Raw genomic sequence first — 24,533 nt, forward strand, 5'->3', positions numbered from 1 at the left:
GCTTGCGTGATACGGCAAGGTATCCCGCATGTTGCAAGCGGTCAACCGTCCGTCGGGAGTGGCTTGTGAAGATTGAGCGGGTGCAGACCTGGGTGCTCAAGCTGCGGCCACCCGAGGTCTATCTCGGACAGCGGCCGGATTCCGGTGCGGACGACGGGTACTACCAACGCCCGCCCTGGCGCAGCCTCTATTCCGACCGGTTCGAGACGATGCTCGTCCGGATCACCGCCGACGATGGCCGGTACGGCTGGGGCGAGGCCCTGGCTCCGGTCGGGCCGGAGATCGTCCGGGCCGTGGTGGACCGGCTGCTCGCCCCGGTGCTGATCGGCGCCGATCCGCGTCGCGTGCGTCCCCTGTGGAGTCAATTGACCGGGCTGATGCGCGAGCGCGGTCACTTGGTCGGGCACCAGGCCGACGCGCTCGCCGCCGTCGACACCGCCCTCTGGGACCTGGCCGGAAAGGCACACGGCGCACCCGTGCACGCGCTGCTCGGCGGCGCGTTCCGCGCCGAGATCCCGACCTACGTCTCCGGTCTGCCCCGGTCGACCGACGCCGACCGCGCCGCGCTCGCCGCCGAGTGGGTGGCCAAGGGCGTACGGGCGATCAAACTGCACCTGGGCCAGGGCGTCGACGCGGACCTCGCCACCGTCGACGCCGTCGCCGCCGTCCACCCCGGGTTGCGGGTGGCCGTCGACGCGCACTGGGCGTACGACCTGGCCGACGCGTTGCGCCTGGGGCGGGCGCTGGACGAACGGCGGGCCTGGTTCCTGGAGGCGCCGCTGGTGCCCGAGGACGTCGAGGCGCACCGTGAGCTGGCCGCCGCGCTCACCACTCCGATCGCCGTCGGCGAGGCGCTGCGCAACCGGTACGAGTTCCGCACCTGGCTGGCCGCCCGCGCGGTGGACCTGTGTCAGCCCGACGTGGCCCGGACCGGCATCACCGAGGCGATGGCGATCGCCGAGTTGGCCGGCGCGCACCACATCCCGGTCGCTCCGCACCACTCGGTCGGCCTCGGGGTGTCCGTCGCCGCCGGCCTGCACGTGGCCGCCGCGATCGAGGCGATGCCCGCCTTCGAGTACCAGCCGACCACCATGGCCGTGGCCGACCGCATTCTGACCGACCCGCTGGTCGGCGGACCGGTGGCCTTCGGACTCCCCGACTCCCCCGGCCTCGGCGTCGAGGTCGACCTGGCATCCCTGATGGAGGATTCATGACCCGCTCCGCGACCGTCCGCGGTCTCATCCCCGTGCTCGCCACGCCGTTTCGAGCAGACGGCGAGCTGGACCTCGACTCGCTGGCGCGGCTCACCGACTTCCAGGTGGCCGCCGGTGTCGACGGGGTGGCCGTGTTCGGCTTCGCCAGCGAGGGATTCACCCTTACGGCCCGGGAGCGTGCCGCGATCCTGCGGGTGGTGACCGACCGGGTCGGCTCGGAGCTGCCGGTGGTCGCCGGGGTCGGCGCGACCGGCACCCGGGAGGCGGTCGAGCAGGCGCGGGCGGCGGCCGAGGCAGGCGCGAGCGTGGCGATGCTGATCCCACCGCACATGGTCAAGCCGAGCCCCGCCCAGATCGTGGACTTCTACGGCTCGGTCGCCGAGCAGGGTCAACTGCCGGTGATGGTGCAGGACGCACCGGCCTCGACCGGGGTCACCATGCCGGTGCCACTGATCGTCGAGCTGTCGAAGCTGGCCGGGGTCACCTCGGTCAAGGTGGAGACCCAGCCCACCGCGCCGAAACTCGGCGCGGTCGTCGCCGCCGTGGCGGCGGACTGCCTGGTGCTCGGCGGGCAGAACGCCCTGTTCCTGCGCGAGGAGTACGCCCGCGGCGCCGCCGGGACCATGCCGGCCTGCGAGTTCCCCGACCTGCTGCGGCCGGTGCTCGACGCCACCGAGCCGGCCGCCGCGCGGGCCGCCTTCAACCGGGTGTTGCCACTGATCCGCTTCGGGCTCCAGCCGGGCATCGCCTGGTCGATCCACAAGCACGTCCTGATCCGCCGGGGCGTCATCGGCAGCGCCACGGTCCGGCCACCGGCGGTCGACGCCGACCCGGCGACCCTGGCCGCGCTGGACGAGATCCTCACCGATCTGGGCCTGGCGTGAGCGGGCGCGGGGTCCTGGTCGTCGGTGCCAGCTCACCCATCGGGGCGGCGATCGGCCGGGCCTTCCAAGCCTCCGGCGACCGCACCGTCGGCGTCGCCCTCGAACGCTATCCGGGCACCGGCTACGACTATCCGTTGGTGCTCGACTGCACGACGGCGGCCGGCGCCGGCATCGCCGTACGGACCACGGTGGAGGTCGTCGGTCGACTCGACGTGGTGGTGCTCGCCGCCGCCGCGATGCCGGTCGGCCCGATCACCGCGACCACCGACGAGCAGTGGCGTACGGCGATCAACGCCACCCTCGGCACCGCCTTCGCGGTCAGCCGGGCCGCGCTGCCGGTGCTGCCCGACGGCGCGGCGATCGTGGCGGTCAGCTCGGTGAACGCGTTCCTGGCCGCGCCCGGTGTGCCGGCGTACGCCGCCGCCAAGGCCGGCCTGGAGGGTCTGGTCCGCCAACTCGCCCTGGAGTACGGCCCAGGCGGGATCCGGGTCAACGCGGTCGCCCCCGGAATGATCGGGGACACCATCGAGAATGGTGCCGCCGGCTATCCGCTCGGTCGCACCGGCACACCGGACGAGGTCGCCGCCGCAGTTCACTTCCTCGCCCACGCCGGATTCGTCACCGGGGTGACCCTGCCGGTCGACGGTGGACTGTCGATCGCCTCCCCGGCGGCGTTCCTCCGTGCCGACCTGCGGGACCGCTGGTTGACCTGACCGTACGACGAGTCTGCGGGCCGTAGCGGCACGGGCCGGGTCGCCAGGTTCGGCATACCAACTTGATCGAGGCGGACAGGTGCGTAACGTGCCGGGGGTAACGCCCGACGCGAGGAGGAACACCCATGTCCAAGCCCCCGCTTCCCGCACCCGCGGTCGAAATGCTGCAGAAGCCGAACCCCGCCGTCATCACCACCCTGCGGTCGGACGGTTCGCCGGTGTCCGCCGCCACCTGGTACCTGTGGGACGACGGCCGGATCCTGGTCAACATGGACGAGCAGCGGCGTCGACTGGGCCACATCCGCAAGGACCCCCGGGTCTCGCTCACCGTCCTGGACGAGGCCGGCTGGTACACCCACCTCAGCATCGTGGGACACGTCGCCGACCTGCGCGAGGACGACGGCCTCAAGGACATCGACCGCCTCTCCGAGCACTACACGGGCAACGCGTACCCGCGGCGGGAGCGTGCCCGGTTCAGCGCCTGGATCGAGATCGACCGTTGGCACGGATGGGGTGCGCTCAAGGACAGCGGCCAGATCGGCTGACACCGTCACCACTGGTCCAGCTCGGGCGGGGCTGGCCTGGCCGGGGACACCCGGCGGGGCTGGCCTGGCCGGGGACACCCGGCCTGGCCAGTGCTCACGTGCGCGCGGGCTGCCGGCCGGTGCGGGTCACCAGGTAGCCGAAGGCCGCCGCGGTGAAGAACATGACAATGCCGTAGACCGCGCCGGGAATCGCCATCTGGGTGCTGTCCAGCAGCGACGGGCTGAGCGCGATCGTGATGGCCAGGGTGCTGTTGTGGATGCCGATCTCGAACCCGGCGGCCGTCGCGGCGCTCCGGTCGACACCGGCCAGCCGCGGCACCCCGTACCCGATCGCGAGACTCAGCAGGTTGAACGCGAGTACGGCAAGGCCGACCGCGACGAAGTAGTCGGCGATGTTCTCGCGCTCGCCGAGCACGGCGCCGGCGATCACCGCGACCAGCACGACGACGGACAGGATCCGGACGGGGCGGTTCAGACGCTCGGCGACGCGGGGCAGCCGGGCACGGATCAGCATGCCGATCGCGACCGGGACGAGCACGATGGCGAACACCTGCAACACCTTGTCGAACTGCAGGCCGATGTCCGTCCCGTCGGTCAGGAAGTACGCCGCCGACAGGTTCACCACGATCGGCAGGATGAACACGGCGAGCACCGAGTTGATGGCGGTCAGGGTGATGTTCAGGGCCACGTGCCCGCCGAACAGGTGACTGTAGAGGTTGGCCGTCGTGCCACCGGGGGAAGCGGCCAGCAGCATCATCCCGACGGCCAGCTCCGGCGGCAGGTCGAAGGCCAGCACCAGGCCGAAACAGAGCGCCGGCAGCACCAACACCTGGCACACCAGCGCGATGACGGCGGCCTTCGGGTGCTGAGCCACCCGGCGGAAGTCCGCTGTGGTCAGCCCGAGACCCAGGCCGAGCATGATGATGCCGAGGGCGATGGGCAGTCCGATCAAGGTCAGGGCTGAGTCCATGACACGACATCGTTACCACCCGGTAACGGCCCCACAATCCCCCGAGCGGCCGGCTCGGTCGCGTCAACTCTTGACCGCAGACGGTGATCGGCTTAGCTTCATCAATCAGATAAGTCTCTTTACTATTCTGAGCCATCCTCGTGGGAGTGCCGATGCGACCATCCCGTCACCGCCGCCTCACCGCCCTCGTCGCTCTGGCGACTCTGCTGGTCACCGCCGCGCCGCCGACCGCCGCGAGCGCGAGCGACGGCCCCCGCCGTAACGGCTACCACCGGGTCGGCTACTTCACCCAGTGGGGCATCTACGGCCGGGCCTTTCCGGTCAAGAAGCTCGACACCTCCGGGGCGGCGAGCCGCCTCACCCACGTCAACTACGCCTTCGGCAACGTCAGCCCGGACGGGCGGTGCTACGTGGACGGCGGGCCGGGCGAGGGCGACGCCTGGGCCGACTACCAGCGTCCCGTCCCTGCCGAGGAGAGCGTCGACGGGGTCGCCGACGCCGCCGGTGAGCCGCTCAACGGCAACTTCGGTCAACTGGCCAAACTCAAGGCCAAGCACCCCGACCTGAAGGTGCTGATCTCGCTGGGCGGCTGGGCCTGGTCGACGTACTTCTCGGACGCCGCCCGCACCGACGCCTCGCGCCGCGCGTTCGTCTCGTCCTGCATCGACCTCTACCTCAAGGGAAACCTGCCGGCCTCGGACGGCGGCAGTGGTGGCCCGGGTGCCGCCGCCGGCGTCTTCGACGGCGTCGATCTCGACTGGGAGTGGCCGAACTGGCCGGGTGAGCCGGGCAACGTCGTCCGCCCGGAGGATCGGCAGAACTTCACCAAGCTGCTCGCCGAGTTCCGCCGGCAGCTCGACGCGTACGGCCGCACGACCCGCGAGCACCACCCGCTGACCGCCTTCCTGCCGGCCGCCCCGGCGGCGATGGACGCCGGGTTCGAGGGTCGCAAGATCTTCAAGTACCTCGACTTCGCCACCGTGCAGGGGTACGACTTCCACGGCGGCTGGGACGCGGTCGCCAACCAGCAGTCGGCTCTGCGCGTGCCGGCGGGTGCGCCGGACAACCCGGACTTCTCCGTCGAGGTCGCGATCGACGGCTGGATCACCCGTGGTGCGCCGCGCGACAAACTGGTCCTGGGCATCCCGTACTACGGCCGGGGCTGGACCGGCATCACCGGCGGTGGCAACGGCCTGTTCCAGCCCGCCACCGGGCCCGCGCCGGCGACCTTCGAGGCCGGATACGAGGACTACAAGCAGCTCAAGACCCTGGCCGGCAACGGGTTCACCGTGCACCGCGACCTTCGCGCCGGGCATGCCTGGTTGTTCGACGGCACGACCCTCTGGACGTACGACGATCCGGCGGTCGTCCTGCAGAAGACGCTCTACATCCGGCGTGCCGGCCTGGCCGGCGCGATGATCTGGTCGCTGGACGGTGACGACGACAACGCCACGTTGACCAGGACGATCGGCCTCGGGCTGACGACCTGGTAGGGCGTACTCCCTGGCGCTCGACCTGAGGACGGCCCGCCGCCGACCGACTCACCCGGCCGGCGGCGGGCCTCGTCTTTGGGAACGACGGGCGGGCGTGGAGGTGCATCGGGGGCCGCGCGGTGCGTACAGTTTCGGGTCGGACTTGGGGCGGGCCGGGTGGATCCGGCACAGGGAACGGAACGAGACAGCAACGCATGAAGGCGGACAACATCGTCGAAACCGGTCAGCCCGGCATCGACCGCAGCCGGCTGGAGACCTGTCTCAGCGTCTTCGAGGCGCTGGAGGACCTGCCTCCCGATCACCCCGACGTGGTGCGGGTCCAGCGCGCCACCGCGAAGCTCTACAAGGTGATCAAGCAGCGCCGACGCGAGGAGCGGCGGGACGCCCTCGCGGCGGCCGACCAGGCCGTGACGGAGGCCACCGCCACCGGCGCGCCGGGCCGGATCGACGACGAGACCCAGGGCATCCCGCTCGCCTCCCCCACCGCGGGCACCACAGCCGGCTTCCTGCACAACCCGCGCGGCTGCTACGTGTGCAAGCAGCGCTACCGCGAGGTGGACGCCTTCTACCACCAGCTCTGCCCGTCCTGCGCCAAGCTCAACCGGGAGCGCCGCGACGCCCGTACCGACCTGACCGGCCGGCGCGCGCTGCTCACCGGCGGCCGGGCCAAGATCGGCATGTACATCGCGCTGCGGCTGCTCCGCGACGGCGCGCACACCACGGTGACCACGCGCTTCCCGCACGACGCGGTCCGCCGGTTCGCCGCGATGCCGGACAGCGGGGACTGGCTGCACCGTCTGCGGATCGTCGGGATCGACCTGCGCGACCCCGCCCAGGTGATCGCCCTGGCCGACACGGTGAGCAGTCAGGGGCCGCTCGACATTCTGATCAACAACGCGGCGCAGACCGTGCGCCGCTCGCCCGGCGCGTACGCCCAACTGGTGGCCGCGGAGGCCGCGGCCCTGCCGGACGGCCCGTTGCCGGAGCTGATCACGTTCGCGAAGCCCGGCGGGCAGAGCAGCCCGGCGGGCAGCCTGACCGGCCCGTTGCCGTCGAGCACGCTCAGCCCGCAGGCACTCACCGCGCTGGCGCTGACCAGCGGCTCCGCCTCGCCGGAACGGATCGCGGCGGCCACGGCGATCGACGCCGGCGGCCTGGTCCCGGACCTCGACCCGGTCAACAGCTGGGTGCAGCGGGTGCAGGAGGTCGACCCGGTCGAGCTGCTCGAAGTGCAGCTGTGCAACGTGACCGCACCGTTCGTGCTGGTCAGCCGCCTGCGCCCGGCGATGGCGGCGGCGAGCGCCCGCCGTAAGTACGTGGTGAACGTGTCGGCCATGGAGGGCCAGTTCGGCCGCGGCTACAAGGGGCCGGGGCACCCGCACACCAACATGGCCAAGGCCGCGTTGAACATGCTGACCCGGACCAGCGCCCAGGAGATGCTGACCGACGGCATCCTGATGACCAGCGTCGACACCGGCTGGATCACCGACGAGCGCCCGCACCCGACGAAGATGCGGCTGGCGGACGCCGGCTTCCACGCCCCGCTCGACCTGGTCGACGGCGCGGCCCGGGTGTACGACCCCATCGTGCGCGGCGAGCAGGGCGAGGATCTGTACGGCTGCTTCCTCAAGGACTACGCGCCCTGCGCCTGGTGACCACCGTGCCGCTCGACCAGAAGGAGATTCGGATGCCCCTCGACCAGGACCCCTGGCCGACGCAGGAGGAGCTGCTGCGCGAGGAGGGCGAGCTGGAGCTTGCCGGTCTGTCCGAGTCGGACGCCTACGAGCTGGGGATACTCGCCGTCGCCGCCGCGAAGGAGCGGGAGCTGCCGGTCGCCGTGGGAGTGTGGCGCGCGGGACGTCAGTTGTTCCACTGCGGGCTGCCGGGCTCGACGCAGGACAACGACGCGTGGCTGCGCCGCAAGGGTCGGGTGGTGATGCGGTTCGAGCACTCGTCGCTGTACATGGCACGGCTGTGCCAGGACAAGCAGGTGACGCTCGCGCAGCGGTACGGGCTACCGGCCGCGCGCTATGCGGCTGCCGGCGGCGCCGTGCCGCTGCGGGTGCGCGGCACCGGCGTGGTGGGCTGGTTCGGCGTGTCCGGCCTTCCGCAGCTGGACGATCACCGCTTCGTCGTGGAGATGCTGCGCTCGCTCCCGCGCTAGGCGCTCAGCGGGCGCGGCGGTTGGCCCGCAGGGCACCCAGGATCACACCCGGCCTGGCCAGCGTTCCCGGGTGTTCCCGCAGCGAGACGACCTCGTTGAACCGCCGCGCGATCCCCACGTCCGTGACGGTGGCCGCGACGATCTGCCGGCTGGCCCAACTGGAGAGCCGGTAGCCACGCGGGTAGGGCCCGTCGACGTGCGGCAGCGCCAGGTCGGCGGAGGTCGACAACGACCAGGCGGCGTCGACCACGACCTTCTGCGCGGCGAAGAACTCGCGCGCGGGCTCGTCCAGATTCGAGCCCGCGCGCAGGTACGTCGACAGACACGCCGCGTGCAGGGCGGCCGCGGTGATCCCCTGCCCGTAGACCGGGTTGAACGACGCGACGGCGTCACCGACGCTGACGAGCCGTGCCGGGAACCGCCTGAGCGCGTGAAAGTCCCGCCGCCGACTGTCCGAGTGGCGGTAGGTCTGCACGTCGCCGAGCATCTCGTTGCCGGCGACCTCACCGAACTCCGGTGGAAACTGCTCCCGCAGCCGACGGACGAAGTCCTGGGCGGTGCGGCCGGGACGGTTGTCGCCGTAACCCGCCATCATGGCCATCCACCGGCCGTCCTCGATCGCGAAGAACGCGGCACCCGCCACGTCCGACGACACGGCCGGAGTGTGCAGTGCCAGGACGACCGTCGCGGCCGGGTTCGTCTCGGTACGGCGGAACAGGGCCGTCGCGTAGTTCAGGTCGACGGTCATCCGCCGCGTGACCGGCTTCTCCCAGCCGGACTGCTCCAGCCACTCGGACAGCCTGCTCGAACGCCCCATGGCGTCCACCACGAGGTCACCGCTCTCGACGCCGGTGACCCCGCCGACGTCGCAGCGGACGCCGGTGACCACGCTGCCGTCGATCACCAGACCCGTGCCACGGGCTGTGATCGTCTTGACGTTGGGCAGTCGGAGCACCTGCTGACGGATCAGCCGCTCCAGGAGCGGTCGGCTGCCCGCCAGGCTGTCGGCGTCGTCGGGGACGACGACCTTCAGCCGGCCGTCCAGATAGTTGCGCCGGGCCTCGGGCGGGGCCCCGACCGCACCCTGGGCCACGGCCTGCTCGCGGAACCCCGGGAACAGTCGCTCAAGCTGGAGGAAGCCGCCGGGCAGCAGCGCGTGCAGCTGGGTCCCCTGTGGCACGCCGGGCCGCCCGCCGGTCACCTGCAGGTCGTCCCGGTCGATGATGACGACGCTCTCCGCGTGGTCGGACAACACCCGGGCGGCCAGCAGGCCGGCGACGCTGCCACCGAGAACGACGGCCTTGCCCAGGACCGGGGACGCCTCGTCGAGGGGACGCACCGCGTTCAGCGCGGCGAAGACCCGGGTCGGCGAGAGGGACATCGTGCTCTCCAAGGGGTACGAGGGTGCGACGCGCTTCCCCGCGCCTGCCAGCGACGATCGTTGCACAATCAGCGACCATCGCCCGGTCGGGTCCACGACCAATGTCGTCCGCGTCGACGGCTCAGCCCGCACTGCGTCGTCGACGGCTCAGCCCGCGGCCTCGGCCGGTGTGCCGGTGCCGGCACCGCGCAGCAGGTCCGCCGTCTCGGCGCTGCCCAGGTGCTGGTCCCAGCAACAGGCTCGTCAGGAGTGCCGTCCGGCGGCCTCGGCCGGACCGTACCGGCCGGGTGGGAAGTCGATGCTGCGTGGCTGGGTTCCTTCGCGGGGAAAGACGGTGAGTCACCCAGCCTGTTTCGGGTCGGCCTCATCGGCGGACGCGGCGCGGCGGCGGGGAGACTCGTGGCCAGAAGGACGCTCGTTGGTCCATCGCTCGTGTAACCGTCCGCCGGGGAATCCGTGTCGGACCCCGGCTGCCCATTGGACGGTCATCAGCCCGGCGCGCGCGGCAAATCAATCGACGCTAAGGAATCTCGCGAGGCCTCTGAGGTGCAGGTCCAGATTGGGCGCATTGCGAAGTGTCAAGTTGCTGACACTTCGCGGACGCCATGGCCACCGCCGCCGCTAATACCATAAGCGCATGTCACCAAAGGTCTCGATTGTCGCCACGGAGAGCCACCGCGAGCCCGGCCCACGACCCGGCGCCGACGTGACCTTCCTGCCGATCGCCGACGACGGCGGCGTTCCGGTCTACGACGAGTCCGTCCCCGACCTGATTCAGGAACTACTCGCCGCGGGAGTGGCGGCGGAGAGCTGGCACCCCGCCACCGAGTGCGAGTTCATCTCGTCCCGTGGGGTGCTGACCGACTCCCTGCTCCAGATCGGCGTGGGGATCGGCTCGTCCGCCGGCTGGCACGCGCTCCAGACGCTGCTGCGTCGTCGCGGCGGCAAGCTCAGAGTGGTCGCGATTTTCGACGACGGCACCCAGCGGCGGCGTGCCGAGGTAACCGGGGAGGCCGCCGACGTGGTGCAGGCACTGGAGACGCTCGACCCCTTCGGCACAGGGCCACCCCAATGACGCTGGCCGCGCCCTTTCGGCGCAGACACGCCGACGACCGATCACCCGAGGCTCGTGCGTGAGGCCCCGCGGCTCCATTCGCCACCCGTAGCGGAGGAACGCCGCCAACTCGTCAGACAGATCACGACCGTGCTGGAAGGGTCGTCGGTCATCCGCGACCCGAGCAGCCGACAGTTGCTGCTCCAGGAGCTGGAGCACGCGCTGGGCGGCTCGCTTGGCTACCGCGAGGTGGGCCTGCTCCGACCCCAGATCGTGGCGCTGGTGACGGTCTGCGTGGACCGGCCAGGAGGGCTGCGCTGCCTCGCCGAATGCCTCGAACTGCTCGAACCGGAGAGCAAGCAGACCGTCGCGCTGCTGCGGCTGGCCGACGACTGGCAGGCGTTCGAGCTGTTCTCCGACTACGACGTGCCCTGGCTCCGCGGCCTGCTGTCCGCCATCGAGGCGAGCGACGACCTGCGGCAGTTCGTCGCCGAGACCCGCGCCGTTCCCGCCCCACCGTGGTGCGAGACCGCGTGGGACCTCTTCGCGCACCTCACGTCCGCGAACTCGCACGGCGAGGTGCCGCCCTGGCTCCCGCTGCTCGACCGGCTGTCGACGGCGGTGCCGCCGGCATCGCTGCCCCGGCTACGCGAGCTCTGCGCGCGATTGGCCACGGACTGGGGTGTCGCGGGCCAGCTCGACGCCGCCCCGCAGAGCCCGCCGGCCCCCACCGGCACCGCCTACCTGGTGATCCAGTTCGAGAAGTACGGCGGTGACGACGACACGTACATCATGTCGCACTGGTATCAGTGGGCGTCCGCGGTGTGGCAGCCGATCCGCGGCGAGGACCGGCACGTCGCGTACGGCGAGCTCGAGGCGGCCGTCGACCGCGTGATCAACGAGACCGAACGCCGTTGGGCGGCGCGGGCGGGCGCGGTGACCATCGAGTTCGTGCTGCCCTGGCAGCTGATCAACGAGCCGGTCGACACCTGGCGCAAGGAGCTCCAGTCCGGGATGCCGAGCCCGCTCACCACGGAGTATCCCCTGGTGATCCGGAGCCTGGAGCGCATCCGCGCCAGCCACTGGCACCGGGTCTGGCGCAATCGGTGGCGGGGCGTCGTCGACCGCCCCGGCGAGCGGAAACTGATCCACTGCGCGGCGCAGCACCACGCCGACGTCCAGCTCGAAGCGATCCTCAAACGCGAGAGCTCGGTCGTCGTCCTGGTGCTCAGCGAGACCCCGACCACCGACAGCGTCGGTGAGCGACAGCTGCTCGTCGGGCTGCGCTCCGGGGTGCCCGCGATCGTGTGGCACCGTAACGCACCGTCCATAAAGGATCTATGCCAGACTGTTGCGTCGATGGTCGGCAATCAAGCGTCCGGCTCAGGGGTGGCAGACCTCCCGAACCGTGCCGCGCACCTGCGGCAGTCGGCGTGGAGTGATGATCCCGAGGGGCTCGACAGGCACATCGGGCACGGCTTTGTGATGTTGTTCGACGATCCGGATCGGCAGCCCGGGGGGGCGGTCGCCGCCGACGACGACAGGCGAAAGGTCCTTGCATGAGCGGCAACGGCCAACGCAGGACAGGGAGCGCCACCGTCCGGCGCACACACCGGCCGGGCCACGGCGCCGCCGACCAGTGCCTCCTGGTGCCGCCGCCGCGGCCCGCTTCGACGACGGGGCCCTGATGAACCGATCACTGCCGCTGACCTTCGACTCCGCGAGCCGCCCGGCCGACGGGATGGGGCTCGATCTGCCGGGTCACCCCCGGGATCTTGTCGTGGTCGTCGACGACGACCCGGTGATGGAGTTCTGGGCCGACGAGATAGCCACCTTCGTCGCGGTGCTGCGCGCCCAACGGGCCTTCAGTTCGGTCGAGGTCCGTCGGCTGGCGGTCGACGACGGCGCGCTCGTGGTGACCGACGATGTCGGCGGTGCTCCCGCCGCGCCGTCGGATCTGGTCGACCCGGCCGGGCAGCGGGTCGTGTTCCTGCTGACCCACGGCGGCTCCGATGCCTGGCGCGGTGGGCTCGTCCAACCCGTCCTCGTCTCCTGGGCCGCCAGCATGACGATCGCCGTGGTCAACCTGTTGCCCCAGCAACGGTGGCGCGAGCGGCGGATGGAGACGTCCGAGGTGGCCTGGAGCCCGGCCGATCCGGGTTCGGTGCTGCCGCGCTGGTCGTGGCGAATGAGCGGCCTGGACCTGCGCCCGCCCGACGAGCAGGACGACGCCCGGCTGACGGCGGTCCCGGTCATCGAGCGCGGCACCGACTGGTTGCAGCGGTGGAGCCAACTGCTGGCCGAGCCACCCGCCGGTGACGTACGCCTGCCCGCCCTGCTCCTGCCGCCCGACGGCGAGGGCGCCCGACCGGCCAGCCGGTCCCTGCCCGCCCACGACCTGGTCGCCCGCTTCCGGGCCACCGTGTCGCCGGCCTCCTTCACCCTCGCGACCCGACTGGCCGCCGCCCCGCTCAACGCCCGGGTGGTCCGCGCGCTGTTGAAGACGGTGGTCCGATCGGGGCCAGCGCAACTGACCGAGGTGCTGACGAGCGACCTGGTGCGTCCCGTCCTGCACCGGGCCGCGGCGACGAGCGACACCCGGATCAGGTACGAGTTCGCGCACGGCGTCCGCGAGCGGCTCCTCACGCTCGGGTACCGCGATCGCACCGTCGAGGTCCAGCACGTCGTGGAATACGAACTCGCGCACGACGTCGAGGCGGTGCGCGGCCTGACCCTTCGTATCAAGGATCCGCGCAACACGTCGTACGAGCGCGTCACCCCGGCCGCAGAGCCATATCTGCGCGTCGAGTTGGCTGTTCACCTCTCACTGGGCGGGCCGAACCTCGTCGCGGCCGCGCGGCTGGGCCAGGCACTCGGCTCACCCATTCCACGGCAGGTACGTCGAGTACTGGAGCCGTCTTCCGTTACCGCTCACAGGACCATGGAGTCCGGAATGTCTGACAGAGTGAAATCGCCGGACTCGGCGGCCTCGTTCGGCACCGCGCCGCACGCCATGCTGGACGTCGAGACGGGCATCGTCCCGAGCCTGCCGTCGACCAGCGAACTGCCGCCCACGCAGCGGCTCGAAGGCCAGTTACCGGCGGTCGTCGGCAACCTGCCCCTGCGGAACACCAACTTCACCGGGCGGCGTGACCTGCTCGACGCCCTGCATCAGCGCCTGCGCGCCGGCACCACCGCCGTGCTGCCCGAGGCGGTGCACGGTGCCGGCGGGGTCGGCAAGTCGCAGCTCGTCATCGAGTACGTCTACCTCCATCAGCAGGACTTCGACCTGATCTGGTGGATCCCGGCCGAGCGCCCGGCCCAGATCCAGTCCGCGCTGGTCGAGTTGGCGGCGCGCTTGAACCTGCCGGTGCCGTCGACCGCCAACACGGCGGTGCCGGCGGTGCTGGAGGCGCTGCGGGTGGGCCGTCCGCACTCGAACTGGTTGCTGATCTTCGACAACGCCGAGGACCCGGACGACGTCGAGCGGTTCTTTCCCAAGGGCGGCCCGGGCAGCATCGTGGTCACCTCCCGCAACGGTGCCTGGCGGGAGATCGCCAACAGCCTCGCGGTCGACGTGTTCGAGCGCCAGGAGAGCATCGAGCTGCTTCGTCGTCGTGGCCCGGACCTGGCCGTCACCGACGCCGACCGGCTCGCCGCGGCCCTGGGCGACCTCCCGTTGGCGATGGAGCAGGCGGCGGCCTGGCGCGCTGAGACCAAGATGCCCACGGACGAATACCTGGAACTGCTCAACGCCAGCCGTCCGGTGCTCGACGCCGAGACGACCTCGCAGCAGGATTACCCCGAGCTGGTCGCGGCGGCCTGGAACGTGTCGCTCAACTGGCTGCGGGAGCAGGACCGCTCGGCGCTACGGCTGTTGCAGGTGTGTTCGTACTTCGCCTCCGAGCCGATCGGCAAGGTGCTCCTGTCGAAGCCGCGTGCGTTGCGAATCCATCCCGACCTGGATCCCCTCGTCCGCAACCCGATCCGCCTCAACCGGGCGATCCGTACGATCGGCCGACTGTCGCTGGCCCGGATCGACCACCGGACGAACTCGTTCCAGATGCACCGCCTCGTGCAACGCGTGCTGATCAACCAGATGGACCCGGACGATCAGGAGGCGATGCGGCACGGCGCCCACCTGCTGCTCGCCGGCAACGACCCGGACCAGCCCGACGACGCCGAGCACTGGCCGCGGTACGCCGAGCTGTATCCGCACATCGTCGCCTCCGAGGCCGAGTGGTGCTCGAACGATCTCGTGCGGGACATGGTGCTCAACGAGGCGAAGTACCTGTGGCGGTGGGGTGACCACCACGGCGCCCGGGACCTCTCCCAGCGGGCCTGGACGGCGTGGACCGCCGACACGAACGGCGCCGACCAGGACAGCCTCCGGATGGCGAGCTGGCTCGGCTTCATGCACTTCGTCGTCGGTGACTACGCGGCGGCCGCTCCGCTGAACGCGCGGACGCTGGAGCTCTACCGGCAGACCATCGGCGACGACCGCGAGGAGACCCTGGACGCCATCGGCGCCGTGGCCGCCGACCACCGCGTCGCCGGTGACTTCTCCGGCGCGCTGGATCGCTCGCTCACCGTCTACGAGCAGGCCAAGCGGAACTTCGGCGAGGACGAGCCGTTCACGCTGCGCGCCGCGCACAACCTCGCGGTGAGCATGCGGTTGTCCGGCCTCTTCGGCCGGGCCCTCCAGCTCGACGATCAGACCTATCAGCGCCTGGTGCAGATCTACGGCACCGACCACCCGGACAGCCTCAGCACCTTCGGCGGCATCAACCTCGACCGCCGGGAACTCGGCGACTACCTGGCGGCGCACGCCAACCAGGAGAACGTCGTCGCGACAGCCCGGCGGATGCTGAAGTACGACGACCACCCCGACCTCCTGCGCCAGAGCCACATGTTGGCGAGCTTCCGGCGCAAGGCCGGTCACCACCACGACGCACTGGACCTGTCGAGCGACGTGCTGCGCCGCTTCCGGACCCGCTACGGCGAGAACCACCCAGACACCGTGCTCGCCACGCTGACGTTCGCCATCGACCAGCGGCTGACCGGCGACCTGCGCGCCGCGCGGGAGGCGGCGGAGGCCGCGGTGGACGGGCTACGCCGGCTGTACGGCGACCACCACCCGCACACCGCGGGCGCCCAGGTGGACCTGGCGGTGACGCTGCGGCTGCTGGGCGAGTGCGCACAGGCCCGGGATCTCAACCAGAGCGCGCTGCAACGGCTGACCAGCCGGCTCGGTGACTCGCACGCGCTGGTGCTGGCCGCCCGGGTCAACCTCGCGAGCGACCACTACGAGCTGGGCGAGTACGCCGAGGCCCACGCCCTCGACCTGGACACTCTCGCACTGTGCCGGCAGGTGCTCGGCAGCAGCCACCCCACCACGCTGGTGTGTGCGCTCAACCTCGCCATGGACCTGCGCGACCTCGGCCGCGAATCCGAGGCGAGCATGCTGTTCGACAAGGGTCTCGAACAACTGCGGCAGACCCTGGGCGCACGCCACCCGGCGGTCGCGGCGATCGGCGCCGGCGTACGGGCCAACTGCGACATCGACCCACTGCCTCTGTAGCGACGCACGATCGACCCGGCGGGTCAGGCCGCCAGCCAGCCCGCCGGGTCGATCGCGTCGAGAGCCGCCTCGGGGATCCGGTGGCCAACCCAGGTGGCCAGCTCGATCGGGTCTCCGATGGCGGTCGAGTGGCCCCTCGACCGCAGCCCGTCGACGACGGCGAGGACGAGTTCCGGGCGGCCCAGCAGGGCCCGTGTCGCCGGGTCGGCGCGACGGTCGAGCTGGGTGAGGCCGAGACCGACCCAGGCGTGCACGCTGGACGGGTGCTGGCGCAGTTCGTCGAGGTAGCCGGCGCGCGCCCGCTCCAGGTCACCGGCGACCAGGGCCAGATCGGCCCCGGTGCTGCCCGCGATCTCGGCCGCCACCTCGGCCGGTTCGGCGCGCAGTCGGCCGAACGCGTCCGGGTCGAGCAGCAGATATCTGCGCAGCACGGCCCGGGCGTCGAGCAGGCCCTCCGGCGGCGCGGCCAGCACGGTGAGACCGGAGACGGCCTGCACCGCTGGGACACCACGCTCCCAGGCTGCCGCCAGCGCCTCCCGGTCGGCGGGATCGAGGCGCACGTTGTGGCCCCGCCACATCGCGCGGTGATCGACGGCGACGGCGTCGGCCGCGCGCAGCGCGGTGGCTGGCACGGCGTCCTCCTGGCACGCCTTGAACTCCGTGTGCAGGGTGTCGACGAACCGCTGGCCGTGCCCGGTCAGCCGGCCGGACGCGGCCAGCACCCGCAGGACGCCGAGGGTCTGCCGCCGCCACAGCGCGAACTCGAAATCCGCGGCGGCCCGCTCGCCGGGCGGCGCGTGGTGTCGGTAGGACCGCCAGAACCGGGTGATGCCGACGAACGCGTACGCGCCCTGCAACACGCCGGCGAGGGGTCGGGGGTCGTCGCGCCAGGGGGCGTAGTAGCGGAGGTTTCCGCCGGCCTCGGCGAGGGTGAGCAGGTGGGACAGCGCGCCGAGCTTGTGGTGCTGCGACTCGTGTACCAGGGTCACGGCCAGCTGTGCCGGGTCGTCCGGCTCGGAGAGCAGCGTCCCGCCGAAGGCCTCGGCGCCGGACGCGGACAGTTGACGGAACCGGGCCCGGCGCGGCAGGGGCGAGACGGTCCGCAGGATCCCGGCGATCGCCTGGGCAGCGTCGGGCTGCTGACGGACCAGTAGCTCCCAGGCCTGCTCCAGACATGCGCGCCAACGGGCGATCTCGGCTGCCGACAGCGGCTGGGACGGCGCGGGGCCGCGCAGGTCGCGGTACACGTCCCGGTCGTGCAGCTCGACCCGGAGGTCAATGCCGTCGACACCGACCTCGACGATGAGCGGCTCATGCCAGTCGGGGTCGTCGGCAACGCAGTGGACCGTCCGGGCGGTGGTCAGCAGGTCGGCCTGCCCGGCGCGGGCCCGTACCCGGACGACCGGGACGTCCGCCGGGGTCGAGGCGGCGCCCACGGTGGGTAGCACGGCCGTGCCCTGTCGTGCCGGGATGTCGAGCTCGAAGGAGAGGCCGGTCCGTACGGCGCTGGCCGCCGCCAGGGCGTGCAGGTAGCCGACGTCCAGCCAGAGTGGCACCGACGGGTCGGGGTCGTCGTGCAGACGACGCAGGGTGTGCGCTGCCCAGATGCCGACCTGTGGCTGGGCGAGGACGTCCTCGGTGACGGCCGGATCCACACCGTGCGCCTGGACGAGGAGCTGCCAGGCGTCGGCGACGGGCGCGAGCGGGCCGGCGGCGTCGGGCCGCGTGGCGCAGCCGTCCAGGAGCGCCCGCAGCACGATCAGCCGCCAACTGCGCTCGGCCCGCCAGAGCGCCGCGATGGTCCGTTCGTCACCAGCACCGGAGGCTAGGGCGTGGAAGTGCTCGGGATCGAGGTACGTCGGCCCTAACGGCACGGGATCAGACGACATGTTCCTCCGAATCCGGCCCGGCGGGCCGTATCCGACTCGGGAAGGAGCCGTTGTAGCCGCTGATGCTGCCCCCCGAATCGGCAACTCTCTCTCGCACCCGCGAGATAGCCGCAGTCATGCCGGTGCGGTCAACGGATCGCAGGGTCGCAATGTCCACCGTTGACAAATCGAGCAGTTCCGACTCGATACCGGCGAGGCCTTCCTCCATGTACGGCATTCCTTCCGACGATGGCAGTCAATAGCTCCATCATCGCTTATGTCTGGAGCGCAACGAAAGCGTCACATCGAGCAACGGGTACCGCAACCCGGATTCCACCACCCGGCGGTCCGTTGTGGACGTCATGGGCAGCCTGGTCAGGTGTACGCGGCCAGCCGCGCCGCGCCGTCCTCGACGCGGGTCATCGCGGCGTCGTCGGTGGCGAAGAACCGGACCGCCTCGACCAGTTCCGCCATCGCCCCCGGATACCGCAGGCAGGTCCGTACGACGCTGATGGCGTCCACCCGCGCGGCGCTGCTGCGCCGGATCGCGGCGTACACCTGGCCCCTCAGCAGGGACAGGATCTCCTCCCGGTCGTCGGGCCGCAGGAACTCCGGTATCGCCAGCAGCGCGTCCACGAGGGGGGCCAGCGCGGCCGGTGTCGGGGCTGCGGGGGCCGACGGAACCGGCCGCCCCGCCTGCGATCGGCCGAGGACGAGACCTTCGTCGCCGAGCGCGTTGCGGTACCAGAGGTACGTGGGCGTCTGCCCGGCGAGCCCACTGGCCCGCAGCTCGGCGAACCGCTCGCGCAGCGCGGCCACCAGAAGGGCCGGGTCGTCGAGCCAGTCCGTCCCGCCGGATTCGAGCAGGCGCAGCACCTCGCGGCTGAACAGCCCGGTACGCCGGACGCGCAGGTTGGCGGCGGCCTGCCCGAGCCCGGCGGCGAACAGCACGTCCTGGGTGCGACCGGCGACCGGCTCACCGGCGGGGAAGGTCTCGTTGCCGGGCGAGCGCAGCCCCTGGGGACGATCGTGCAGTTGGCACGCGTCGACGATCCACAACTGCCGGTCGAACGCCCCCACGAGGTCGGACGCGAACGTGGCGAGCAGGGAATCCAGGTCGAGAGCACCGGCGTCGGTGGCGGTGGCGTCCGCGTAGTAGAGCCGCCGGTGCCGACCGACGTCGACGTAGCCGTGGCCGCCCCAGACCACGTGGAGGGTGGACTGGCGTCGGGTCGGCAACTCCCTGAGCAGCACGTCCCGGACGGTCGCGCGGTCGGCGGGGCGCACGACGACGCCCGGCGGGACGGCGCCCGGCTCGGGCTCGGGGGCCAGCAGCAGGGTCACCTGCTCCGGCGGTACACCCCGGGCCACGAATCGGCGGGCGAACCGGATGGCGTCGTCGACGGGCCCGACCAGGCTCCAGTCGCTCCCGGCCGCGTACCGGTCGATGCCGACGCCGACCACCTGGACATCGCGGGGATCAGGGCCGCGACGGGGTGAGTCGGGAGGCATCGGGCCATCATCCCTCTGCGGTGGCGCCGATGTCTCGCTCCGCGCCCGGCGTCGGTGCCGCTTCCCCACCTCCGCCGGGCGCCCCACCGTCGGCGGCACGGCGGCGTCGCGCCAGGTGCCCGGCGAGCGCCAGCAGCAGCACGGCCTCGGCGACCAGCACGGCGACCGCCCAGCCGGCCCCGACCCAACCGGCCAGCGAGGCGTACCAGAGTCGGACCAGCAGGGTCAGCACGGTCACCGCGAAGACCGCGGAGGCCAGACCGTACCCGGCGTAGACCAGCCGTTCCCGGCGCCGGTAGGCGACGACCGCGCGGGGGCCGCCACGCAGCAGGCGCCCCCAGAACCGGTAGCTGTCGGACCGCAGGTCGGCGAGGTTCAGGGCGTGGCTGAGCATGTGGTAGCCGTCCAGCCGCAGGAACGGCACCAGGTTCAGCGCGGCGGTCGCGGTGCCGAAGAGCAGCATGGTGCCGGCCAGGTCCCGCAACGCGCCCGGCTCGGCCCAGACCCGGATCGCGGCGAACGGCACCAGGGCCAGCATGCTCACGAACACCCCGGCGAACGCGGTGGCCACCCGCCGCCGCGGGGTGAACAGGACGATGTCGTCGACCTTGCAGTACGGCGCCAGCAGCGGGAACCGCCACATCACGCCGATCTCGGTGACCCGCCCACCGAAGTGCCGGCAGGTCAACCCGTGCGCGCACTCGTGCAGGAAGACGATCACCCAGGTGATCACCACCGCCGCCACGATCGCGGCGAGCGGCCGGTGACCGCCGCCCACCCGGTCGGTCAGATCCGACAGGTGCAGCGCGACGTAACCGGTCACGGCGAGCACGGCCAGCAGCGCCGGCACGACGAACCACCAGCTGAACAGCGGGCCGAGCCGGGGCAGCAGCCGGGTGAAGAGCCGATCCGGGTCGAAGAGCCGCAGCCGGGCCGACAGCGGCCCGCGTCGGGCCTTCGCCGCACCCTCGGCGGCCGAGGCGGTCAACCGGGCGATCGCCTCCGGATCGGTGGCGCCGTCGAGCAACTGACGGCGGTGCAGCATGCCGAAGAGCTGCTGCCAGTTCTCCGGCCCGAGCCTGCGCTGGTACGTCGTGGCGTACTCGGTGCCGATGTCGTCGACGGTGCGGGTGCCGTCCATCCGGGAGAGCAGGAAGTGCTCCCGTGGGCCGACCCGGTAGAACCAGCCGGTCTCGGAGTCCTTGACGTGGTGCACGAGCTTCTCACCGCGCCACTGGCCTGGGCCGAGCACCACCCCGGCCCGCAGCCGGGGATGGGTCCAGGTGGCGTCGACGGTGGTCATCGTGCGCCGGCCGGGGCGTCGTCGAGCAACGCGGCGCGCATCAGGTACGACAGGTAGATCTCGTCCAGGATGCTCACACCGAGCCGGTTGTTGGTCATGTGCACGTACGAGCTGAGCAGGATGGGCAGCACGGCGTCGAGATCCGTGACCGGGGTGGGCTCGCCACCGCCGCGTGCGAAGACCAGCTCACCGCCGTGTGCCAGGGCCACCACGCGATCCCGCAGGGCGCGGCAGTGCGCCAGCCAGCGTCCCTCGACCCCGCCGAGGCGTCCGGTCTCCGGTTCGCGGGCCGCCGCGCGGATATCGGCGAGTCGACCGCGCAGCGCCGCGTCCATCCGTCGGTAGCTGGTGTCGAAGCTGGCGTGGTAGTCGTCGCTCGGCTCCGAGTAGGAGACCTCCCAGAACCGCCGGTACTCGTCGAGGAAGCCGGCTATCGCCCGGTCGTCGTCGAGGAAGACCGCGCACATCATCATGGTGAGCTGGGCGGAGAGCCCGAGCAGCACCGGGCGGACGTGCACGTTCGTGGTGGCCAGCAGGTCGAGCACCACGTCGCTGGAGTGCTCGAAGTGCCACTCGGCCAGCTCGATCCCGGCGGGCCCGCCGTACCGGCCGTACTCCCGCTCGTACGGGATGTGGTGGTGGCTGTTGTTCGCCCGCATCGGCATGACGCCGTCCGGGCCGTACTCCTCGTCCCAGCGTTGCTGGCCGTACTCGGCGAGGAACATCTGCTTGTACAGGTCGCCCAGGCCCTCGCTGTCCACCTCGTAGAGCGCGGGTCGGCGGCGCAGGAACGCCCCGATCGCCGCGTCCACCCGGGCCCGGACCAGCGCCGGGTCGACGCCCGGTGCGGGCAGCACCCGCAGCCGCACGTGCGGTCCCTCCATCCAGTACTTGATGAAGAAGTACCGGCTGATCAGGCCCTCGGCCCGCAGCTCGTCGACCAGTGGCCGGACGCCCTCGACCAGCATGGGGTTGGCGTTGCTGGCGTAGAAGACGTGCACACTGAGCCAGCCGTGGTCGACCGGCGCGGGGTAGTCAGTCATGGTCCACTCCAAGTCGGACGCCGTTGAGTTCGACGGTGAGTTCGGTGACGTAGGTGCCGGCGTCGCCGCGCAGCACCTGCTCGTCGCGGCCGGGCAACATCTCGGTGAGCACCAAACGGCTGCCCGCCCCGCGTGCCGTCGCGTCCAGCAGTTGCAGCGAGAAGTGGCTGTCGAAGTCCACGTAGAGCGGCTTGTGGTCCGGCCGGGCGGCGGGCTGCGCGGCGGGCTGGCCGGTGTCGTCCCCGGCCGCCGGGGTGAGCCGGGTGCCCTCCGGGGTGGCGAAGACGCGACGCGGCAGTCCGTTGTCGCGCCGCCACCGCTGCCACGCCAGGAACCACTCCGCGTCGCTCTGCCCGGACGTACGCGCCGGCAGGTGGTCCGGGTGCAGCTTCCACATCCGCCGTTGCAGCACCACGTCGCCGTGCACGATGCGCGGGTAGCCGGCGATCCCCCGCCCGGGCAGCGGTACGGTCGTGCCCGCCCACAGGTCGGGCTGCGCCATGCCCAGGTAGGCGAAGGTGAGCAGCACCTGCTGCACCTCCGGCAGGGCCATCGGCAGCAGGAAACCGAGGTAGACCGGGATGACCTCGGCGTCCAGCCGGCGCGAGCGCAGCAGCAGACGATCCGCGACCGGGTCGTGCTCGACACTGAGGTCGTCCATGTCGATCTGCTCGGCCGCCGGCCGGTGGCTGATCTCCCCCGGGCACACCAGCTCGTACGGGGTGACCACCGGGTGCAGGTTGAGGTTGGTGGCGTCGTACCCGCCCTTGAGTTCGGCGAGCACCGCGCCGGGCGGCTGGAGTCGCAGCAACTCGGCGCGCAGCGTGCCGGCGAGGTCCTGCTCGGCGAAGAGGTGCGCGAAGCGGGAGAAGAGCAGCGTCATGCCGGAGTAGACCCGGTTGACCACCACCCGGTGCCGCCCACCCTGGTCGGCGAGCTGGAGGAAGAACGACCGGGGGTCGAGCGTGCCGAGCGTCTCCGGCACCAGGTCGGCGACGTCGGTCATGAAGTCGTCGTCGAGGACCAACTCCTCGGCGTCGGCGGGCAGCCGGTCGTACGCCTCGTTCATCCGCCGGGCCACCTCGAGCCGGGCGTCGTCCAGCGCGGTGATCTCGTCCTGGCGGAACCAGTTCTCCTGCCGCACGTAGCGGTTGTCCGCGTCGAAGGCCCGGCGGCGCATCATCCGACCGCTGTAGTGCTCGAAGAAGTCCTGCTGGAACTCGTGAGCGAAGGTGAGCAGGTCGTCGCAGCGCCCGCCGACGCCGTACCGGGCCCGGAAGAAGCCCTTGGTGGCCAGGCGGCGGGGCAGGTTGATGTCGAACACCGGCATGATCCGGGCCAGTGCCCGCAGGCCGGGTAGCACCTCCCGCTCCCAGCGGTCCAGGTCGGCGGTCACCGGGGCGGTGGTGTGCCGCGTGGCGTCCTCGTAGACCAGGGTGCGCGGGGCGGGTACGTCGGGACGGCCGAGGTCGGTGTGGGCCGCGACGAGTTCGTCACGGATTCCGTCCAGCGCCCGGCGGCGACCCGGTACGTCCTGCGTCGGGTAGTCGGTGGCCAGCCGGTTGGCCGCGGCGACCCGCTCGGCGAGCCGGTCGGACCAGTCCCGGCCGATCTGCCGCAGCGCGCTGCGGTAGCCCTGCACCGGGTCGTCGGCGTGGATGTCGAGCTGCAGGTTCGGCACCACCAGCAGGCCGACCCGCAGCAGGTGGTGCAGGTAGAGGGCGATCTCGTCGGCGGGCCGACCGTCGGTGGTCAACTCGGTGACCAGGTCGGCCATCCGTCGTACCCGGCCGCCGTCGAGTGCGGCCAGGATGTCGTGCAGCACCCGGCCGGTGGGGAGCACGAAGAGTGACTCGTGGATCGACTCCAGGGTGATGGCGGCGTCGCCGTCCTCCGAGCTGGTCCGGCGGCGGCGCAGGTAACGCAGCCGGCCGTGGGCGATGCGCCAGCCGGTGGTCAGGGTCACCGGCAGGTCGGGGCGGAGCGTCTCGTCGGCGAGCACGATGGCCGACAGCCGGCCCAGCGCGGCCAGGTTGAGCCGCGCACTCCCCCGCATCGCCGCGACCGTGCCACCGGCGTCCACTGCGGCGTCCAGCAGCCGGCCGGTTCCGCCTCCGAAGGTGCCGACGTTCACGGTGGTCAGCCGACTGAACGGGCTGGTCTTGGCGGCGGTGCGGTAGGCGTACTCCAGGAGCGACCGCTCCACCCGGCGGGCCCGCTTGCCGAGCGGACCGGTACCGGTGAGGTAGCCGGCCAGGTAGCGGTCCAACGACGGGGACGCGAGCAGGATGCCGCCGCGCAGGACCGGGTCGTCGGCGAGGCCGCGCAGCACGGCCCGCCGCCCCGCCAGCTCGTCGTCCAGCACCGTCGGGCCAGCGGCCAGCTCCCGGCGGTACGCCTCGAAGGTCTCCAGCCACCGGGCCAGCTCCCGGTGGGTGTCCGCGCCCAGCGCCTCGGCCGGCCAGGCCGCCGGGTCGGCGGGGCGCGGCGGGCGGAGGTTGAACACGTCCCGGCGCAGCTTGATGAGCCGCTGCCGCAGCCCGTCATCGGCCAGGTTCCGCCCCACCGCGACCTGTAGGGCGTCGGCCAGGTCCCGTCCGGTCGACCGGAGCTGGTCCTCCAGGTCGAGCACCCGGCGGGCCCAGTCGGCGGTCCGGTCGAAGGCGAGCCGGTCGGCGACCTCGATCGGCAGCCCGGCGGTACGCAGCATGAACACCCCGGGCATCCGCCACGAGATCGGGGTCACCGGTGGTGCGGGCAGGGACACCGTCACGGGTCTCTCCTTCGTCGGCGGCTGGTCAGGGGGCG

General features: G+C 71.8%; 18 protein-coding genes. 10 read left to right on the top strand and 8 right to left on the bottom strand.

The window, feature by feature from the left end:
* The first annotated feature begins 65 nt into the window (after positions 1–65).
* From ACFQGL_RS11960 to ACFQGL_RS11975, 4 genes are all read left to right on the top strand, one after another.
* Positions 66–1,214: a mandelate racemase/muconate lactonizing enzyme family protein gene (locus tag ACFQGL_RS11960; protein ID WP_377509987.1), complete on the top strand. Its 1,149-nt coding sequence runs from the start codon at positions 66–68 to the stop codon at positions 1,212–1,214.
* Positions 1,211–2,098: a dihydrodipicolinate synthase family protein gene (locus tag ACFQGL_RS11965; RefSeq protein ID WP_377509990.1), complete on the top strand. Its 888-nt coding sequence runs from the start codon at positions 1,211–1,213 to the stop codon at positions 2,096–2,098. The genes ACFQGL_RS11960 and ACFQGL_RS11965 overlap by 4 nt, the downstream gene beginning before the upstream one ends.
* Positions 2,095–2,811 (top strand): SDR family NAD(P)-dependent oxidoreductase, encoded by a 717-nt coding sequence (locus tag ACFQGL_RS11970; protein WP_377509993.1) that lies wholly within the window; start codon positions 2,095–2,097, stop codon positions 2,809–2,811. Before ACFQGL_RS11965 ends, ACFQGL_RS11970 begins: the two co-directional genes overlap by 4 nt.
* 125 nt (positions 2,812–2,936) lie before the next feature.
* On the top strand, positions 2,937–3,356 hold the full coding sequence (locus tag ACFQGL_RS11975) for a PPOX class F420-dependent oxidoreductase (RefSeq protein ID WP_377509996.1): 420 nt from the start codon (positions 2,937–2,939) through the stop codon (positions 3,354–3,356).
* Positions 3,357–3,450: 94 nt separating this feature from the next.
* Here ACFQGL_RS11975 and ACFQGL_RS11980 read toward each other — a convergent pair whose 3' ends face one another.
* Positions 3,451–4,326 (bottom strand): bile acid:sodium symporter family protein, encoded by an 876-nt coding sequence (locus tag ACFQGL_RS11980; RefSeq protein ID WP_377509999.1) that lies wholly within the window; start codon positions 4,324–4,326, stop codon positions 3,451–3,453.
* A gap of 152 nt (positions 4,327–4,478) precedes the next feature.
* Between ACFQGL_RS11980 and ACFQGL_RS11985 the strand changes: the two genes are divergently transcribed.
* The 3 genes from ACFQGL_RS11985 to ACFQGL_RS11995 all read left to right on the top strand — a co-directional run bounded on the left by ACFQGL_RS11985 (position 4,479) and on the right by ACFQGL_RS11995 (position 7,983).
* Positions 4,479–5,819: a glycoside hydrolase family 18 protein gene (locus ACFQGL_RS11985; protein WP_377510002.1), complete on the top strand. Its 1,341-nt coding sequence runs from the start codon at positions 4,479–4,481 to the stop codon at positions 5,817–5,819.
* Between the two features lie 194 nt (positions 5,820–6,013).
* Complete coding sequence (locus tag ACFQGL_RS11990; RefSeq protein WP_377510005.1) at positions 6,014–7,474, top strand: SDR family NAD(P)-dependent oxidoreductase; 1,461 nt, start codon at positions 6,014–6,016, stop codon at positions 7,472–7,474.
* Positions 7,475–7,506: 32 nt separating this feature from the next.
* Positions 7,507–7,983: a heme-degrading domain-containing protein gene (locus ACFQGL_RS11995; protein ID WP_377510007.1), complete on the top strand. Its 477-nt coding sequence runs from the start codon at positions 7,507–7,509 to the stop codon at positions 7,981–7,983.
* A 4-nt stretch (positions 7,984–7,987) separates the two neighbouring features.
* On the opposite strand, the gene ACFQGL_RS12000 is transcribed toward ACFQGL_RS11995, so the two are convergent.
* Positions 7,988–9,364 carry an FAD-dependent oxidoreductase gene (locus tag ACFQGL_RS12000; protein WP_377510010.1) on the bottom strand — a complete coding sequence of 459 codons (1,377 nt, stop codon included), beginning with the start codon at positions 9,362–9,364 and terminating at the stop codon, positions 7,988–7,990.
* 637 nt (positions 9,365–10,001) lie between these two features.
* On the opposite strand from ACFQGL_RS12000, the gene ACFQGL_RS12005 reads away from it, so the two are divergent.
* The 3 genes from ACFQGL_RS12005 (at position 10,002) to fxsT (ending at position 15,999) form a co-directional block, all read left to right on the top strand.
* On the top strand, positions 10,002–10,439 hold the full coding sequence (locus ACFQGL_RS12005) for a hypothetical protein (RefSeq protein ID WP_377510013.1): 438 nt from the start codon (positions 10,002–10,004) through the stop codon (positions 10,437–10,439).
* A gap of 129 nt (positions 10,440–10,568) precedes the next feature.
* The gene (locus tag ACFQGL_RS12010; protein ID WP_377510016.1) at positions 10,569–11,981 is read left to right on the top strand and encodes a VMAP-C domain-containing protein; all 1,413 of its coding nucleotides are present in this window, start codon (positions 10,569–10,571) and stop codon (positions 11,979–11,981) included.
* 124 nt (positions 11,982–12,105) lie between these two features.
* Positions 12,106–15,999: an FxSxx-COOH system tetratricopeptide repeat protein gene (gene fxsT / locus ACFQGL_RS12015; protein WP_377510018.1), complete on the top strand. Its 3,894-nt coding sequence runs from the start codon at positions 12,106–12,108 to the stop codon at positions 15,997–15,999.
* Positions 16,000–16,022: 23 nt separating this feature from the next.
* Here fxsT and ACFQGL_RS12020 read toward each other — a convergent pair whose 3' ends face one another.
* From ACFQGL_RS12020 to ACFQGL_RS12045, 6 genes are all read right to left on the bottom strand, one after another.
* Positions 16,023–17,888, bottom strand: coding sequence for an HEXXH motif domain-containing protein (locus ACFQGL_RS12020; RefSeq protein WP_377510021.1), 1,866 nt, complete (start codon positions 17,886–17,888; stop codon positions 16,023–16,025).
* Positions 17,878–18,105 (bottom strand): hypothetical protein, encoded by a 228-nt coding sequence (locus tag ACFQGL_RS12025; RefSeq protein ID WP_377510024.1) that lies wholly within the window; start codon positions 18,103–18,105, stop codon positions 17,878–17,880. Before ACFQGL_RS12025 ends, ACFQGL_RS12020 begins: the two co-directional genes overlap by 11 nt.
* 137 nt (positions 18,106–18,242) lie before the next feature.
* Positions 18,243–19,379, bottom strand: a complete 1,137-nt coding sequence (locus tag ACFQGL_RS12030) for an effector-associated domain 2-containing protein (RefSeq protein ID WP_377510027.1) — start codon at positions 19,377–19,379, stop codon at positions 18,243–18,245.
* Positions 19,380–19,386: 7 nt separating this feature from the next.
* Entirely contained in the window at positions 19,387–20,682 is a 1,296-nt protein-coding gene (locus ACFQGL_RS12035) for a hypothetical protein (protein ID WP_377510030.1), read from the bottom strand.
* On the bottom strand, positions 20,679–21,725 hold the full coding sequence (locus ACFQGL_RS12040) for a thiopeptide-type bacteriocin biosynthesis protein (protein ID WP_377510033.1): 1,047 nt from the start codon (positions 21,723–21,725) through the stop codon (positions 20,679–20,681). Before ACFQGL_RS12040 ends, ACFQGL_RS12035 begins: the two co-directional genes overlap by 4 nt.
* On the bottom strand, positions 21,718–24,498 hold the full coding sequence (locus ACFQGL_RS12045; RefSeq protein ID WP_377510036.1) for a lantibiotic dehydratase: 2,781 nt from the start codon (positions 24,496–24,498) through the stop codon (positions 21,718–21,720). The genes ACFQGL_RS12040 and ACFQGL_RS12045 overlap by 8 nt, the downstream gene beginning before the upstream one ends.
* Between the last annotated feature and the right edge of the window lie 35 nt (positions 24,499–24,533).

It is taken from the genome of Micromonospora vulcania (assembly GCF_042658605.1).
In the GTDB taxonomy this organism is placed as follows: Bacteria; Actinomycetota; Actinomycetes; order Mycobacteriales; family Micromonosporaceae; genus Micromonospora; species Micromonospora vulcania.

Coding starts and splice junctions, on each gene's coding strand:
- ACFQGL_RS12025 (WP_377510024.1), bottom strand. CDS start 18,105: ATGCCGTACATGGAGGAAGGCCTCGCCGGTATCGAGTCGGAACTGCTC.
- ACFQGL_RS11985 (WP_377510002.1), top strand. CDS start 4,479: ATGCGACCATCCCGTCACCGCCGCCTCACCGCCCTCGTCGCTCTGGCG.
- ACFQGL_RS12035 (WP_377510030.1), bottom strand. CDS start 20,682: ATGACCACCGTCGACGCCACCTGGACCCATCCCCGGCTGCGGGCCGGG.
- ACFQGL_RS12000 (WP_377510010.1), bottom strand. CDS start 9,364: ATGTCCCTCTCGCCGACCCGGGTCTTCGCCGCGCTGAACGCGGTGCGT.
- ACFQGL_RS12030 (WP_377510027.1), bottom strand. CDS start 19,379: ATGCCTCCCGACTCACCCCGTCGCGGCCCTGATCCCCGCGATGTCCAG.
- ACFQGL_RS11990 (WP_377510005.1), top strand. CDS start 6,014: ATGAAGGCGGACAACATCGTCGAAACCGGTCAGCCCGGCATCGACCGC.
- ACFQGL_RS11965 (WP_377509990.1), top strand. CDS start 1,211: ATGACCCGCTCCGCGACCGTCCGCGGTCTCATCCCCGTGCTCGCCACG.
- ACFQGL_RS11980 (WP_377509999.1), bottom strand. CDS start 4,326: ATGGACTCAGCCCTGACCTTGATCGGACTGCCCATCGCCCTCGGCATC.
- ACFQGL_RS11975 (WP_377509996.1), top strand. CDS start 2,937: ATGTCCAAGCCCCCGCTTCCCGCACCCGCGGTCGAAATGCTGCAGAAG.
- ACFQGL_RS12005 (WP_377510013.1), top strand. CDS start 10,002: ATGTCACCAAAGGTCTCGATTGTCGCCACGGAGAGCCACCGCGAGCCC.
- fxsT (WP_377510018.1), top strand. CDS start 12,106: ATGAACCGATCACTGCCGCTGACCTTCGACTCCGCGAGCCGCCCGGCC.
- ACFQGL_RS12040 (WP_377510033.1), bottom strand. CDS start 21,725: ATGACTGACTACCCCGCGCCGGTCGACCACGGCTGGCTCAGTGTGCAC.
- ACFQGL_RS11995 (WP_377510007.1), top strand. CDS start 7,507: ATGCCCCTCGACCAGGACCCCTGGCCGACGCAGGAGGAGCTGCTGCGC.
- ACFQGL_RS12020 (WP_377510021.1), bottom strand. CDS start 17,888: ATGTCGTCTGATCCCGTGCCGTTAGGGCCGACGTACCTCGATCCCGAG.